Origin of the sequence: Vibrio sp. dhg, from assembly GCF_003443775.1 — a bacterium.
Lineage (GTDB): Bacteria > Pseudomonadota > Gammaproteobacteria > Enterobacterales > Vibrionaceae > Vibrio > Vibrio natriegens.
This window is the reverse complement of sequence record NZ_CP028944.1, coordinates 793,060-808,355: the sequence shown is the minus strand read 5'-3', so window position 1 is coordinate 808,355 and position 15,296 is coordinate 793,060. Positions and strand designations below refer to the sequence as shown.

General features: G+C 44.9%; 14 protein-coding genes. 7 read left to right on the top strand and 7 right to left on the bottom strand.

Annotation, left to right across the window (positions count from 1 at the left end; translation table 11 throughout):
- The first annotated feature begins 64 nt into the window (after positions 1-64).
- Entirely contained in the window at positions 65-1,903 is a 1,839-nt protein-coding gene (secD, locus tag DBX26_RS19305) for a protein translocase subunit SecD (RefSeq protein WP_065300817.1), read from the top strand.
- Between the two features lie 2 nt (positions 1,904-1,905).
- Positions 1,906-2,808, top strand: coding sequence for a protein translocase subunit SecF (secF, locus tag DBX26_RS19300; RefSeq protein WP_065300818.1), 903 nt, complete (start codon positions 1,906-1,908; stop codon positions 2,806-2,808).
- Positions 2,809-2,956: 148 nt separating this feature from the next.
- Here the strand turns inward: secF and DBX26_RS19295 are convergent, their stop codons facing one another.
- Complete coding sequence (locus tag DBX26_RS19295) at positions 2,957-3,577, bottom strand: LysE family translocator (protein WP_024372999.1); 621 nt, start codon at positions 3,575-3,577, stop codon at positions 2,957-2,959.
- A gap of 724 nt (positions 3,578-4,301) precedes the next feature.
- Between DBX26_RS19295 and DBX26_RS19290 the strand changes: the two genes are divergently transcribed.
- The 4 genes from DBX26_RS19290 (at position 4,302) to phaC (ending at position 8,497) form a co-directional block, all read left to right on the top strand.
- Positions 4,302-5,042 (top strand): SDR family oxidoreductase, encoded by a 741-nt coding sequence (locus DBX26_RS19290; protein WP_014233785.1) that lies wholly within the window; start codon positions 4,302-4,304, stop codon positions 5,040-5,042.
- Between the two features lie 17 nt (positions 5,043-5,059).
- Positions 5,060-6,268 carry an acetyl-CoA C-acetyltransferase gene (locus DBX26_RS19285; protein ID WP_014233786.1) on the top strand — a complete coding sequence of 403 codons (1,209 nt, stop codon included), beginning with the start codon at positions 5,060-5,062 and terminating at the stop codon, positions 6,266-6,268.
- A gap of 45 nt (positions 6,269-6,313) precedes the next feature.
- Positions 6,314-6,661, top strand: coding sequence for a phasin family protein (locus tag DBX26_RS19280; protein WP_014233787.1), 348 nt, complete (start codon positions 6,314-6,316; stop codon positions 6,659-6,661).
- Positions 6,662-6,727: 66 nt separating this feature from the next.
- Positions 6,728-8,497, top strand: a complete 1,770-nt coding sequence (gene phaC / locus DBX26_RS19275) for a class I poly(R)-hydroxyalkanoic acid synthase (protein WP_118120630.1) — start codon at positions 6,728-6,730, stop codon at positions 8,495-8,497.
- 194 nt (positions 8,498-8,691) lie between these two features.
- Here the strand turns inward: phaC and DBX26_RS19270 are convergent, their stop codons facing one another.
- The 6 genes from DBX26_RS19270 to napF all read right to left on the bottom strand — a co-directional run bounded on the left by DBX26_RS19270 (position 8,692) and on the right by napF (position 13,298).
- Entirely contained in the window at positions 8,692-8,826 is a 135-nt protein-coding gene (locus tag DBX26_RS19270; RefSeq protein ID WP_014233789.1) for a TIGR02808 family protein, read from the bottom strand.
- A gap of 12 nt (positions 8,827-8,838) precedes the next feature.
- Positions 8,839-9,417 carry a NapC/NirT family cytochrome c gene (locus DBX26_RS19265; RefSeq protein ID WP_065297781.1) on the bottom strand — a complete coding sequence of 193 codons (579 nt, stop codon included), beginning with the start codon at positions 9,415-9,417 and terminating at the stop codon, positions 8,839-8,841.
- A gap of 28 nt (positions 9,418-9,445) precedes the next feature.
- Entirely contained in the window at positions 9,446-9,901 is a 456-nt protein-coding gene (locus DBX26_RS19260; RefSeq protein WP_014233791.1) for a nitrate reductase cytochrome c-type subunit, read from the bottom strand.
- 79 nt (positions 9,902-9,980) lie between these two features.
- Positions 9,981-12,470, bottom strand: a complete 2,490-nt coding sequence (napA, locus tag DBX26_RS19255) for a periplasmic nitrate reductase subunit alpha (protein WP_020334163.1) — start codon at positions 12,468-12,470, stop codon at positions 9,981-9,983.
- Positions 12,467-12,775 carry a chaperone NapD gene (locus DBX26_RS19250; RefSeq protein WP_014233793.1) on the bottom strand — a complete coding sequence of 103 codons (309 nt, stop codon included), beginning with the start codon at positions 12,773-12,775 and terminating at the stop codon, positions 12,467-12,469. The genes napA and DBX26_RS19250 overlap by 4 nt, the downstream gene beginning before the upstream one ends.
- Before the next feature lie 37 nt (positions 12,776-12,812).
- Positions 12,813-13,298: a ferredoxin-type protein NapF gene (gene napF, locus DBX26_RS19245; protein WP_014233794.1), complete on the bottom strand. Its 486-nt coding sequence runs from the start codon at positions 13,296-13,298 to the stop codon at positions 12,813-12,815.
- Positions 13,299-13,559: 261 nt separating this feature from the next.
- On the opposite strand from napF, the gene narQ reads away from it, so the two are divergent.
- Positions 13,560-15,296 carry a nitrate/nitrite two-component system sensor histidine kinase NarQ gene (gene narQ, locus DBX26_RS19240; protein ID WP_118120629.1) on the top strand — a complete coding sequence of 579 codons (1,737 nt, stop codon included), beginning with the start codon at positions 13,560-13,562 and terminating at the stop codon, positions 15,294-15,296.

The window sequence follows — 15,296 nt, the reverse complement described above, 5'->3', positions numbered from 1 at the left end:
AGGTTGTCGTGTCTTGACTCTATCAAAGTAAATCTTCACCTAAGGGTGAGGGGATGATGTTTATATGAAGAAAACACCAAAACCAGCCAAAAGTAGAAAATTACTAAACCACTATTCTGCTTGGAAATATGTCGTGCTTATTGCGACAATCATTATTCTAACGCTGAGTGCCATTCCGACCTGGTTTGGCGAGCAGCCATCGATCCAAGTGACCTTCGCTGACCCAAACCAGAGTGAAATGTCACTGGTACAACTCAATCAATTGTTCAAAACGAACCATATTTCTACCGACAGAATCATCGAAAAGGATGGCAAAACAACCATCGTTTTTGGCAGTGAAGACGCACAAAGTAAAGCTCGTGCTCTACTCAATAAACAGTTGGATAAAGAGGACAGTATCACCTTCTCGTATGTCTCTGTTGCGCCAGAATGGTTGAGCGAGATGGGCTTTAACCCGATTAAGCTAGGCCTTGATCTTCGTGGTGGTGTGCAGTTCCTGTTGAATGTTGATGTAAATAAAGCGTTCGAAGAGCAAAGAGACGCACTGATCGATGAGATCAAAGCTGACCTGCGTGACAATCGAACACGTGGCGTTCAGGTTCGCGCTGAAAGTGGTAATCGTATTGCCGTCAACAGTGAGAGTGAAAAGGCACTCGCTGATGTAAACCAGTTCTTGCAGCAAAATTACCCAGGCTGGGTAGCAAAAAGCTCAGTAAGAGGATTCGTGCTGGAGCCTAGTGAGCAAAATATCCAGGAATTCCAGTCCACGACGTTACAGCAGAACCTGAAGATCATGCGTGGTCGAATTGAAGAGCTGGGTATTACGGAAGCACTTGTTCAGCGTCAGGGTAAAGAGAGCATTCGTATTGAGCTACCTGGTGTTCAAGACCCAGCACAAGCGAAAAATGTGATTGGTGCAACGGCAAGTCTGGCTTTCTATGAAGTGAAAGACGCAAGCAAAGCGCAAAGCAGTCAAGATTTGGTATTGAAAGACAATGATGGCCGCACCGTGACACTGAGTAAGCGTCCGGTCCTGACTGGTGAGCACATTGTGAACGCTCGTGCTGGTGTGGACAAAATGGGCATGTCAGAGGTAAACATCTCGCTTGACCATGCTGGTGGTAAGAAAATGAGTGACTTTTCTGCTACCCATATTGGTAAGCCAATGGCGACGGTTTACCGTGAATACAAGACGAATGAACGCGGTGTAACCGAGCGTAACGAACGTGTCATCAGTGTTGCGACGATTCAATCTCAGCTTGGCAGCCAGTTCCGTATTACTGGTGCAGGAAGCATGGATGAAGCACAGCAACTGGCACTTTTACTGCGAGCTGGCTCTCTGACCGCACCGGTCACCATTGTTGAAGAGCGCACCATTGGTGCTTCTCTTGGTGCCGAAAATATCCAAAATGGTTTTGCGGCACTGGCTTTAGGTCTAGGACTAACGCTGACGTTTATGGCGCTTTGGTACCGCCGTTTAGGTTGGGTCGCGAATGTGGCTTTGTGTGCCAATATGCTTTGTTTGTTGGGGCTGATCGCTCTGTTACCGGGCGCAGTTCTTACTCTGCCGGGCATCGCAGGTTTAGTGCTTACGGTCGGCATGGCTGTTGATACTAACGTGATTATCTTTGAACGAATTAAGGACAAAATGCGCGAAGGCCGAAGTTTTGCACAGGCTATCGATCTTGGTTTTGACAGCGCATTTGCCACCATCCTTGATGCCAATATTACTACCATGATTACCGCTGTGATTTTGTACGCGATTGGTAACGGTCCAATCCAAGGCTTTGCTTTAACGCTAGGTTTGGGTCTGTTAACCAGTATGTTTACCGGCGTATTTGCTTCTCGAGCAATGATCAACTTAATTTGGGGCCGCGATGCCCGTCGTGATGTGAGGGTTTAATCATGGTCAAAATATTACAGCAGCATATTCGTAAAATTCGCTACTTTACTACCTTAGTTTCACTAATTTTAACTGTGATTGCGCTAGCCGCGTTGGGAATGAAAGGGTTAAACCTGGGCCTCGATTTTACCGGCGGGATGGTGACAGAAGTTAAAATAGACAAGCAGTTAACCAATCAAGATTTGCTCAGTGCATTACAGCCTGAATTGGGTGAATCGACATCTGTGACACGTTCTGGCGAAGAAGGTCGCTGGGTTATCCGTTATTCAGCGCCAGAACAAGGCCAAAAGCTACCAAGTGTTGCGGATGTATTAAAACCGATTTCGCATCAGGTCGATGTGGTCAGTAACAGTATCGTTGGGGCACAAGTTGGTCAGGATCTGTTTGAGCAAGGTGGTCTCGCGCTGCTCGTTTCGATCTTAACCATCCTGGCTTACTTATGTTTTCGCTTTGAATGGCGTTTAGCCAGCGGATCATTATTCGCCCTCGCACACGATGTGGTGCTTGTATTAGGTTTCTTTGCGATTACTCAGATGGAGTTTAACCTCACCGTTTTTGCCGCAATTTTGGCGATTCTTGGTTACTCTCTCAATGACTCGATCATCATCGCTGACCGAATTCGAGAACTGCTCATCGCGAAGCAGAGCTGGAAAACAGAAGAGATCAATGATCAAGCTGTCATTGCGACATTTTCTCGTACCATGGTGACATCCGGAACCACATTAATCACAGTCGGGGCATTGTGGATCATGGGCGGAGCTGCGTTGGCCGGATTTTCTACTGCTATGTTTATTGGTGTTCTATCTGGCACTTGGTCGTCTATTTCAATTGGTACCGTTTTACCAGAGCGATTGAAATTGGAGCCAAAACATTATTTACCAGTAGAGATTGATACTGCGCCTTAATGCATATTTGTGTTTATAGCTAAGAGAAAAACGCCACTCGTTCTGAAGTGGCGTTTTTTATTTCATGGGAATGGAAATACTATTGTGGGAGACAGAGAAACTATTTGGGAACGCTATTAGAGCGCTATCAGAAGTTAGCGCTATACCATTAACTCATTAATAGCCAAACTCCAACACCCATCATCAAAGTGCCAGCGACGCGATTCATAAGACGTACATTTTTTGAATGACCTAATACACGCTTTAAGCCTTTTCCTCCCGTTGCATAAAGCGACATGCAAATGAATTCAAACATCAGAATAATGGAAATTAAAACGGCCAATTGAGGCGCAAGTGCAGCATTCTGATCAATAAATGGTGGGAGTAGAGAAATCATAAAAGCCCAGCCTTTTGGGTTCGCAATCGCAGTTACGAAACCTTGAATGACTAAATTCCAGTTGCCCTGAGGCAAGGCGGATTCTGTCTCTAGATTGATTGCTAGTTTGCCTCGGGAGCGCCACATTTCAATGCCTAGGTAAAGCAAATAGGCGCCGCCGATAAATTTAAGGACGATAAACAACCACGGATAATTAAGCATAATTGCCGCTATGCCCAGCACTGCTGAGATCGACACAAGGGCAACCCCTGCGAGCTCACCCATCATCATCCACAATGCGCGGCGATACCCGACACTCATTCCTAACGTGAGAGCAAGTGTCATACACATCCCTGGCGTAATAGAGACGAAAAAGAAGGTAGGGATGAACATACTAAGCAATGTCATATTCATAGGTGGTATCGATTAGCTAATAAAAGGACGACTCACAAAGATAGTGCAAAGTCGTTACAGATGCTACTACTAACTTTTAATCATTTTTATATTTATATTATTGAACTTAATTAATTATATTAAAGTAAAATACATCAATGTTTAATCAGCGCGTCATATTAGTGCGCTTGCACCAGCTCGGAGCGAAGGTTTTAATTTGATTGTTATAGTTATAAATTAATTATTAGTAATAGTTCTCTTTTACAGTTCATATTCCAAGTTTAATTACGATACTAAAGAAGCTGTTTTAAACGTGTTAAACGTTTACATTAATATAATCAATAATTAATTTTGAACTAATACTCTATTTTTTGTTTATAAAACTCTTGGTAAATATTAAATATGATCTTATTTCACTAAATGGTGTAATTTGTTCTTGCTTTTATAAATTATTGATTTTTATGGTTTTTTGTGGTTTTCGTTTGAGTTTGTCTACGATTTAATTTCATTTTAAAACAATGACTTATATTTAATTGCTAACTATTTAACAATTATTTAACCTTTCATTGTTTGTGAGATCTAAATCAATAATACGAAAATAGACTATAGTATTATTTGAAATGTAATACTTATGGATTAAATTAAAATAAAAGGCGTTAAAGGATTTCTGCCGAATAAATTATTAAACAATTAGATTTTGTAATTAGTAGTTTGATTTATTTTCCGATAAAGAATGGAGTCGTCAATGAATAAAGTCGCTTTGATCACCGGGTCAAAAGGCGGAATTGGTTCCGCAATTTCCTCTCAACTCGTCAACGATGGCTATCGTGTCATCGCTACTTACAACACTGGCAACTATGAGTGTGCGTTGGAGTGGTTTAACAGCAAAGGGTTTACCAAAGATCAGGTTCGCCTTTTAGAGTTAGATGTTACCGACACTGCTCAGTGTGCAGAAACGCTAGCCCTTTTGCTTCAAGAAGAGGGGACGCTTGATGTTGTTGTCAACAACGCAGGTATCACTCGTGATGGCGTCTTTAAGAAGATGACCGCAGAAGCTTGGAACGATGTAATCAATACCAACCTGAATAGCTTGTTCAACGTTACTCAACCAATTTTCGCAGCAATGTGTGAAAAAGGTAGCGGGCGCATCATCAATATCTCGTCGGTTAACGGTCTGAAAGGGCAGTTTGGCCAAGCAAATTACTCGGCTGCGAAAGCAGGCATGATCGGCTTCTCTAAGGCGTTGGCTTTTGAAGGCGCACGTTCAGGCGTTACCGTTAATGTGATTGCTCCAGGATACACAGGGACACCAATGGTAGAGCAAATGAAGCCAGAAGTGTTGGAATCGATTACTAATCAGATTCCAATGAAGCGTTTAGCGACACCAGAAGAAATTGCAGCATCTGTTAGCTTCTTAGTGAGTGATGCAGGCGCATACATCACCGGCGAAACACTGTCGGTGAACGGCGGCCTTTACATGCACTAAGGATAGAGATAGAGATGATGGAAAAAGTTTATATCGTAGCAGCAAAGCGTACACCTATTGGCGCATTTGGTGGAAGTTTAAAAAATACTTCAGCAGGCAATCTGGCAGCAGTCGCAATTAAAGGGGCGCTTGAAGCTGCAAATCTCGGAAGCGACAAGATTGATGAAGTGATTGTTGGTAACGTCGTTAGTGCTGGTCAAGGGATGGGCGTAGGTCGTCAGGCAGCAATATTTGCGGGTATTCCGGAGTCTGTACCAGCGTATGGCGTCAACATGGTTTGTGGTAGTGGCATGAAAACCGTGATGGATGCGGTTTCTCACATTCGCAGCGGTGATGCTCAAGTGGTTGTTGCTGCAGGCGTTGAGGTGATGTCTCAAATCCCGTTCATCGTTCCTAGTAGCGTCCGCGATGGGAATAAAATGGGCAACATGGAACTGAAAGATCTGTTGATCACCGATGGCCTAACGGACATTTACAATCAGTACCACATGGGTGTGACTGCGGAAAATGTGGCAAAGGAAGTGGGCATTAGCCGCGAGCAGCAAGACGCGTATGCTTTAGCCAGCCAACAGAAAGCGGTCGCCGCGATTGAAGCAGGCAAATTCAAAGATGAAATCGTACCGGTTGAAGTAACGCACCGCCGTGAAACGATTATTTTCGACACAGACGAATACCCTAAGGCAAACGCGACACTTGAAGGCTTGAGCAAGCTTCGCCCGGCATTTGATCGTGAAGGTACAGTCACAGCGGGTAATGCATCAGGAATCAACGATGGTGCGAGTGCGATCATCGTGGCATCAGAAAGCGCGGTTCAAGCTCATGGTTTGACACCTCTGGCTGAGGTTGTCAGTTATGCGCAGTCAGGTATCGATCCAAAGATCATGGGGCTAGGGCCAGTCGAGTCAGTGAATAAAGCGCTCAAGAAAGCAGAGCTTAATATTCAGGATATTGATGTATACGAGCTGAATGAAGCCTTTGCCGCTCAGGCTCTTGGGGTGATTCATCAGTTGGCGGAAACAAACCAAGTTCCAGTCAGTTCGATTCAAGATAAAGCAAACTTTAATGGCGGTGCGATTGCATTAGGTCACCCACTTGGTGCCTCTGGCAACCGAATTCTGGTCACTTTAGTTCACGAACTTCATAAGCAGGACGCCCAATACGGTGTAGCTTCACTGTGTGTGGGTGGCGGTATGGGGACAGCTGTCATTCTAAAAGCAATTAAGTAATTTTTTTAAACGGACATTTATATTCATTTATCTAGGAGATACACCATGTACACTGATTTTTTCAAAACATTCAGCGATCAAACAGAAAAAACGCTAGAACCTTACTTGAAGTTTAACAAGCTTGTGACTAAAAACGTTGAAGTACTAACTGAGCTTCAACTTAACGCGATGCGTACGTACAGTGAAATGGGTATTACGCAAATGAAAGCAGCGTCAGAAATCAAAGACGTGACTTCTCTGACTGCGTTCAACAGCCAGCAGCTAAGCGTACTGACTAAGCTTTCTCAACAAATGATGGATGACAGCAACAAGCTGCAAGCTATCGCAAAAGAATTCAAAGAAGACGTTGAGAAAATGACTTCGGAAAATCTTAAGACTGTTACTCCAGCGTAATTTGTCCGATTCTCGCCGCCCCTAGATTTGGGCGGCGTTGTTTTTTCCGAATATAGGAGTAAGACTATGTTTCAACACTTCTTTTCGGACTATCTTGTAAAGCTTCAGGAAACCAATCAACAATGGTGGCATGATTTCGAAGTCAACAAGGCAGTCGTGAATTCTCCTTTGAACAAGGCTATGCAAGAAGTGAACTTTGAGGACACTGCCAAACTGTTTGAACAAGCTGCCAATCAACCTGCTGCTATTCTTAAGCTGCAAGCTGAATGGTGGGAGCAACAACTGCAAATCTGGCAGAACGTTGTTCTGGCAGGTAACAAGACGCAAACAATAGAAGCAGAAAGGGGAGATAAGCGTTTCTCTCATGAGGATTGGCAAAATGAGGCGATGTATAGCTTCATCAAGCAATCTTACCTTTTGTTCAGTAAAACGTACTTGGACACCATCGAGTCATTAGAAGGCTTAGATGAGAAGGCAAAAGAGCGAATTATTTTCTTTTCCCGCCAAGCTATCAATGCCCTCTCCCCATCTAACTTCATTGCGACCAATCCAGAGCTTTTAAAACTGACACTTGAACAAAACGGTCAAAACTTATTAGTAGGTTTAGAGCAGTTTAAGGAAGACGTTGAGTCGAGCGCGGATATTTTAAAAATCCGTATGACCAACAACAATGCTTTCCGTGTTGGTGAAGATGTCGCCACCACGGCAGGTGATGTGGTTTTCAAAAATGAACTGTTTGAGCTGATCCAATACCGTCCGGTGACGGAAAAGGTGAATGCAACGCCATTGCTGATCGTACCGCCGTTCATTAACAAGTACTACATTCTGGATCTCACCGAGAAGAACTCGATGGTTCGCTGGTTGCTGGAGCAAGGACACACTGTATTTATGATGTCCTGGCGTAATCCCGGTAAAGAGCAAGCGAACGTTGAGTTTGGCGATTATGTTACTGACGGTGTGGTAAAAGCTGTCGCAGCGATTGAAGACATTACTGGTCAAGAGCAAGTCAATGCAGTTGGTTACTGTATCGGCGGGACCGTTCTTGCAAGTACTGTTGCCTACTATGCGGCGAAGCGCATGAAGAAACGCATTAAATCCGCGACCTTCTTTACGACGCTTCTGGATTTTTCTCAGCCGGGAGAAGTGGGTGCCTACATTAATGATGTCATCATCAGTGCGATAGAAGCACAGAACAACGCGAAAGGTTACATGGATGGCCGTTCTTTAAGTGTGACATTCAGTTTGTTGCGTGAGAACAGCTTGTACTGGAACTACTACGTGGACAATTACTTGAAAGGCAATAGTCCGGTAGATTTCGACTTGTTGTACTGGAACAGCGATAGTACCAACGTGAGTGCTGCCGCGCATAACTTCCTGCTTCGAGAGCTCTATTTGGAAAACAAACTGATACAAGATAAAGGCGTGAAAATCGGCGGCGTTTGGATGGATCTGAATAAGATTAAAATCCCAAGCTACTTTGTATCAACCAAAGAAGACCATATCGCACTATGGCAAGGCACGTACCGTGGCGCTCTGAACACGGGTGGTAACAAGACGTTTGTACTAGGTGAATCTGGGCACATAGCTGGTATTGTCAATCCACCGTCTAAGGGCAAGTACGGCTATTGGTTGAACGATACGCTAGAAGACTCTGCCGAGGAATGGCTAAGCAGTGCTGAACGTAAAGATGGGTCCTGGTGGACGCATTGGAACGAATGGCTACTTCAGTTCAATCCAGAAGAGCAGGTTGAACCATTCCCTGTTGGCTCTGAAAACAATCCTGTGATTGATGAAGCGCCGGGAACCTACGTTAAACAGGTATTGCCTGTGAAATGACCTTAAATGGTTATGTTTCCTTCCGCATTATTATTTTGGCGATACTCTTGGCGGCCCTCGTGGTCGCTTTTTTTTATCTGGTCCGGCGTAAAACAAAACAGCGCTGAGATTATCCCAGCGCTGTTTAACGATTGATGCATGAACAAGTTTGGAACATGGTTGCTTTCGCGTATCCATGCATTGCGTTGTTTGGATTACAGGTTCTTGTCTTTACCCAGCGACAACACCCATAGAGAAACGGCAGCTACGCCAACAAAGCCAGACAAGATGATTACTGGCATTGCGCTGTATCCTAGGATGTGCCAAATCACAGATTCTAGTGTACTCATGGTCAGTTCTCCTTATTGCCAGCCTTCTACGCCGTGCATATCAGGTAATTTGTGTGCGATACCTTTATGACAATCTACACAGGTTTTATCGCCTGAAGCCAACGCTGTAGAGTGTTGAGCAGAAGCACGAGAGCCTTGTTGTGAATAGTCCATAAAGTCGAACTCGTGGCAGTTACGACATTCTAAAGAGTCGTTTTTCTTCATACGAGCCCATTCACGTTCTGCCAAATGCCCACGACGTTCCTGGAATTTCTCTGGCGTATCGATAGTGCGCAAAACATAGTGAGCAAACAACTCTTTTGAAGCCTGAACTTTACGTACGATCTTATCTGTCCACTCATGTGGAACGTGACAATCTGAACAAATCGCTCGTACCCCAGAGCGGTTTGAGTAGTGGATAGTCTCTTTGATCTCAGCAACAATTGGCGCGTGGCAACCAGAGCAGAACTCTTCGGTGTTTGTCGCTTCCATTCCCGTGTTAAATGCGCCCCAAAACAGCAGACCGCCAGCAAAACCGAGGAATAAAACCACACCAGCGGCAGCTTTGCTTGGGCTCTTCAGTCTATTCCAAAACGCTTTAAGTATTTTCATAAGTAACCTCTTAGCACTCGCGTTTCATTTACTGAAGCGAATCTACAGCTTGGAATTCGTTTTCCACTAATGGCTTCGCATCGGTTTGCGGAACGTGACACTGCAAACAGAAGAAGCGACGAGGAGAGACATCGGCAAGCACAGCGTCTTGACGGTTAACATAATGGGTTACGCTGATTTTTGTCGCGCCAGAGTCTTTCGCATTTTTCCAGCTATGGCAGGCAAGACATTTATTCGCGTTTAAAGACACCTCATAGTTACGAATACTATGTGGTATCAGCGGTGGCTGATAAACAAAGCTATCCTCAACGATTTGATCTTTTGGGAAGTCTTTAAACTCGTCAGCAGGGCGAGTATCTTCAAGTTGAGACATGCCACGCAAAGATTCTAGTCCACCAGTACCACCTGGGTTGTTTAACTCAGCTTGTGCAATGCCTGTCACCAAAGCACCTACAGATAAAAGTGCGACAAGTAATTTTTTCATCGTTTCTTCTCCGCCTTTAAGGCTTAAGTTCTTTTTCAGGCCGCCGCGTGGGCGGCCGTTTTATTCGATATCTGAAGGGTTAAGCAATCTTAGTGATTTTGACCGGGCACTTTTTGAAGTCTGTCTGTTTTGACAGTGGGTCAGTTGCATCAAGGATTAACTTGTTAATCAAAATACGAGCATCAAAGAACGGTACGAATACCAAACCTTGTGGAGGGCGGTTACGACCACGCGTTTCTACGCGTGCTCGTACTTCACCACGTTTATTGGCGATCAGTATTTCTTCGCCGCGACGAACATTACGTGCTTTCGCATCTTCAGGATGCATGTAGCACACCGCATCTGGAACCGCTTTGTAAAGCTCAGGAACACGGCGAGTCATGGTACCAGTATGCCAGTGTTCAAGAACACGGCCTGTACATAACCATAAATCGTATTCGGAATCTGGCATTTCTGGTGGCGCTTCGTATGGTGCGGAGATGATCTTGGCTTTACCATCCGCGTTACCATAAAAGTCCCAACCAGAGCCTGCTTTAGCGTATGGATCAGAGCCTTCTTTAAAGCGCCATTGCGTTTCTTTACCATCAACCACAGGCCAGCGTAAGCCGCGTACAGTGTGGTAAACATCGTAAGGTGCTAAGTCATGACCATGACCGCGACCAAATGTTGCATATTCTTCGAACAGGCCTTTTTGAACGTAGTAGCCGAAGTGATGAGAATCGTCGTTTAGTTCACGCGCTTCTTCAACAGGGAACTTGTCGACCTGACCGTTTTTAAACAGCATGTCATACATGGTTTTTCCACGGTATTCAGGTGCTTTTGCGAGTAACTCTTCTGGCCACACTTCTTCCATCTTAAAGCGTTTCGCGAACTCCATGACTTGCCATAAGTCTGATTTCGCTTCGCCTACCGTACCAACTTGTTGATACCAGGCTTGAGTACGGCGTTCTGCGTTACCGTAAGCGCCTTCTTTTTCAATCCACATTGCGGTAGGAAGTACCAAGTCGGCCGCTTGCGCAGTCGCTGTTGGGTATGGGTCTGACACCACAATGAAGTTTTCTGGGTTACGGTAACCAGGAAGACGCTCAGTGTTAATGTTCGGACCCGCCTGCATGTTGTTGTTACATTGAACCCAGTAACAGTTCAACACACCGTCATTTAGCATTCGGTCTTGAAGAACCGCGTGGAAGCCTGGTTTTGGTGGAATGGTGCCTTCAGGCAGTTTCCAGATCTTCTCTGCGATTTCACGGTGTTTAGGGTTTGCTACCACCATGTCTGCTGGCAGACGGTGAGCAAAGGTACCTACTTCACGCGCAGTACCACAGGCTGATGGTTGACCAGTCAATGAGAACGGACTGTTACCCGGAGTCGCGATTTTACCGGTTAGCAAGTGGATGTTGTAAACCAGGTTATTCATCCATACGCCGCGAGTATGCTGGTTCATACCCATAGTCCAAAGTGACATCACTTTTGTGTTTGGATCCGCGTATTGCTTCGCAAGCTCGATGAGTTTCTCTTTTTCTACACCAGAGATTTCCGACGCTTTCTCAACGGTGTACGGAGCAACAGACTTTTTGTACTCTTCAAAAGAGATAGCAGTCAGTTTGCCTGAGTTTGGATTTTTAGCCGCTTTTTGTAACGGGTCGTCATCACGTAAGCCGTAACCAATATCGGTGTCTGCTTGAGTGAAGTTGGTGTGCTTGTTAACGAAGTCCCAGTTTACCGCGTCATTTTCGATGATGTAGTTGGCGATGAAGTTAGCGATCGCAAGGTCAGACTGAGGATTGAAAATGTAGCCATGGTCCGCCAGCTCAAATGAACGGTGGTAGTAGGTAGAAAGGACGTTGACTCTAACATGAGGGTGGCTCAGGCGACGGTCAGTAATACGTGTCCACAGTACAGGGTGCATTTCTGCCATGTTAGAACCCCAAAGAACGAATGCATCTGCGTTCTCGAAGTCGTCGTAACATCCCATCGGCTCATCAATACCAAAGGCGCGCATGAAGCCAACTACCGCAGAAGCCATACAGTGGCGTGCGTTCGGGTCGATGTTATTTGAACGGAAGCCTGCTTTCATCATTTTTGCTGCAGCGTAGCCTTCCATTACGGTCCATTGACCAGAACCGAACATACCGACACTAGTTGGGCCTTTTTTCTCTAGCGATGCTTTCCACTTCTCGGCCATTGTATCGAAAGCGACATCCCAAGAAACTGGCGTAAACTCGCCATCTTTGTGGTATTTGCCATCTTTCATGCGCAGCAATGGCTGTGTCAGACGGTCTTGACCGTACATGATTTTAGACAGGAAATAGCCTTTGATGCAGTTCAGACCTTTGTTTACCGGCGCTTCTGGATCACCTTGTGTAGCGACCACTTTGCCATTTTGCGTACCAACTAGAACAGAACAACCTGTACCACAAAAACGACAAGGCGCTTTGTCCCATGTGATTTTGCTCTGGTCAGAGCTGGCAATCAGGTTTGCGGCAGAGGCTGGTAGCGTAATACCAGCTACGGCAGCAGCTGATGCAGCCGCGTTTGCTTTCACAAACGCACGTCTTGTCATTTTCATACTTCACCCTCAATTTGGGAATGTTGTGTTCCAGTGTCTTGGTTATCTGTTTGTTCAAGTTCAGTCTCAATTTGGTGGTAAACCAAGACGGTACTTAAGACATTCGGTAAATTATTAATCGCATCGATAGTATCGGTAATGAATCCCTGGTTTTCGGTCTCCAGCACCACAACGATTTTGCCTTCTGGACTGTCACCGTATATCTCGGCGTTTTCATACGCTTCGATCTGGGCCTTGATCTCATCCAGATGCTCTGGCAGTACGTGTACTACCAAACTTGAAATATGCACTTCATTTAGAGACATATCGTTCTCTCAGTTATTGCCTTTCTATGTGTACGGCTCAGGCTGTTATATTGCTCACATTGATGGATGAAGTAGGGCACACAGAGACACATGCGCCACATCCGTTACATTCATCAAGGTTTAAATTTGGTTGCGCTACTTTCCCAAGCTCCAATTTGAACTGAATCGCCATTGGGTCGCACATATCACCGCAGCTGCGGCATTCAACGTTTTGTTTTGCTAAACAGTTGTCATTTATTTGTGCTTTTGCCTGCCAAGGTTGCTCTGTTTCTGCTAAAAATAGTGGTTCGGGACAGGCATCTGCGCATTGATAGCAAAACGTACATTCATCAATGCTAAAGTCGACCGAAGGGAAGCCGCCGTCACTTTTAGTTATAATTTTAGTTTCGCAGACATCGATACACTTACCGCATCGAGTACAACCATCTGTAAACTGCTCAGGTTGTGCTAACCAAGGTAAGCGTACTGCATCATTGGTGTGCGTTTTTCTTGCAAAGAGTCTTCTTCTTGAAAGGTTTACCACTTAACCACCTCAATGCGGATGTTCATCTTAAAATTTGGTACTCAAATAAGCTTAGCCCACAATTTTCATTAATAAACTGTCATTAACGCTAACGAAATTGTAGTTTTTGACATATTCGTATAAATACCTCCAAGGGGTTAATTGGGGGGTAATATTGTTTTAGATCAATTAATTCTGTCGCGAGTGATCACATATTGAGGACGCTGAAGCGTCACGGGCTCACTGCATAAGCCAGTCGGACAATAAAGTAAGGAATTCAGATTGTTTAAAAATGTGAAAAAGTCGGTAACTGGGACGATTGCATCTGCAATGCTAATCATTCTGCTGTTATCGATTGCTACCACTGGATTCGCTATTTTCACGCTCGCGTCTAGCCTCAACGATGCTGAAGCGGTGAATGTTGCAGGGTCAATGCGCATGCAGAGTTATCGGTTGGCTAATGATATTCAAATCCAGTCGCTAGATTACTCGGATCATATTGAAACTTTTGAGCGTTCGATTTATTCACCTTCGATGAAAGCGTTGCAAAACTGGTCAGTACCTGAAGACATCACCCAAGACTATTACGGATTGATTGCTCGATGGCATGAACTCAAATTAGTTCTGAAGCGAGAGGATCCGAGCGACTATCAAATGTTGGTTGCGGGGTTTGTTGCGCAGATTGATGCGTTTGTGTTTAAGCTGCAAAACTTTTCAGAACAAAAGTTGATTAACTTAGCGTGGGTCGGTGGCCTTGGTCTTGGCGGGATTCTGTGCGCAAGTGTCTTTGTTGTTCTCTTTGTCCGCCGCGAAGTGGTTAAACCGTTGCGATCTTTGGTCGTCGCGAGTGAGCGGATTAAAAACCGCACCTTTGATATTTCGCTTGAAGTTCAAAGCAATAATGAAATGGGCATACTAACACGTACTTTTAACCGTATGGCTACCGATCTTGGTAAACTCTACCGAGGGTTAGAAAAAGCGGTTGACGAAAAAACTCGTAAATTGCAGCAGGCGAACCAGTCTCTCGAAGTGCTGTATGATTCATCAAAAGAACTGACGGCTTCACGAATCGGCCAAGATAATTTTCAGGCTATTTTACAGCACCTTGCAAGTCTGGAAGGTATTAAGGCGGTTAAGCTCGAGATCGAGCAGGTGGGGGAGCCAAATTGGATTCTTGCCGAGGGGGAAGAGTGCTGCCATGACTGCGATGAAGCGTGCCACGCAGATCCGCTCGTACTTGATGGAGAGCACTTAGGGTACTTGTATTGGAAGGCAGGACTGCCGTGTCCAAATGAAACGCTAATTGAAAACTTTGTGCAGATTCTTTCCCGAGCAGTTTATTACAATCGAGCTCAGCGACAAGCGGAACAAATATTGTTGATGGAAGAGCGGGCTACCATCGCGCGTGAACTGCATGACTCACTGGCTCAGGCTCTCTCTTACCTGAAAATTCAAGTCGCTTTGCTTAAGAGAAGCGTGAAAAATTTGCCGGATGAAAAGGCAATATCACAAGCGAATCAGGTGATTGCTGAGCTGGATACGGGGTTATCGGCTGCGTATACTCAGTTAAGAGAGCTACTCACAACCTTCCGCTTAACAATAAAGGAGGGGAGTTTTGGGCAGGCATTACAAGAAATGGTTGCTACATTAAATGAACAAACGGCGACTAAGATATCCTTAAACAACCGTCTTTCTTCAACAGAATTAGATGCGCATCAACAGGTGCACTTACTGCAATTGATCAGAGAAGCGACCCTGAACGCGATAAAGCATGCACAGGCGGATAATATTGTTATTCAGTGCCTCGATTATGACGGCAAGATCACTGTAACAATAGAAGATGACGGAGTAGGCTTTGATCATCAAGACCAAAAAATTAATCATTACGGTATGAGTATCATGCAAGAGCGAGCAACAAGACTGCATGCAGATCTTCATGTAGTCGCGTCGAAAAACAATGGTTGTACCGTAACATTAGAATTCCAACATAGTAAGGAAGTAAACATTGACAGCGTGTAA

Coding starts and splice junctions, on each gene's coding strand:
- secD (WP_065300817.1), top strand. CDS start 65: ATGAAGAAAACACCAAAACCAGCCAAAAGTAGAAAATTACTAAACCAC.
- secF (WP_065300818.1), top strand. CDS start 1,906: ATGGTCAAAATATTACAGCAGCATATTCGTAAAATTCGCTACTTTACT.
- DBX26_RS19295 (WP_024372999.1), bottom strand. CDS start 3,577: ATGAATATGACATTGCTTAGTATGTTCATCCCTACCTTCTTTTTCGTC.
- DBX26_RS19290 (WP_014233785.1), top strand. CDS start 4,302: ATGAATAAAGTCGCTTTGATCACCGGGTCAAAAGGCGGAATTGGTTCC.
- DBX26_RS19285 (WP_014233786.1), top strand. CDS start 5,060: ATGGAAAAAGTTTATATCGTAGCAGCAAAGCGTACACCTATTGGCGCA.
- DBX26_RS19280 (WP_014233787.1), top strand. CDS start 6,314: ATGTACACTGATTTTTTCAAAACATTCAGCGATCAAACAGAAAAAACG.
- phaC (WP_118120630.1), top strand. CDS start 6,728: ATGTTTCAACACTTCTTTTCGGACTATCTTGTAAAGCTTCAGGAAACC.
- DBX26_RS19270 (WP_014233789.1), bottom strand. CDS start 8,826: ATGAGTACACTAGAATCTGTGATTTGGCACATCCTAGGATACAGCGCA.
- DBX26_RS19265 (WP_065297781.1), bottom strand. CDS start 9,417: ATGAAAATACTTAAAGCGTTTTGGAATAGACTGAAGAGCCCAAGCAAA.
- DBX26_RS19260 (WP_014233791.1), bottom strand. CDS start 9,901: ATGAAAAAATTACTTGTCGCACTTTTATCTGTAGGTGCTTTGGTGACA.
- napA (WP_020334163.1), bottom strand. CDS start 12,470: ATGAAAATGACAAGACGTGCGTTTGTGAAAGCAAACGCGGCTGCATCA.
- DBX26_RS19250 (WP_014233793.1), bottom strand. CDS start 12,775: ATGTCTCTAAATGAAGTGCATATTTCAAGTTTGGTAGTACACGTACTG.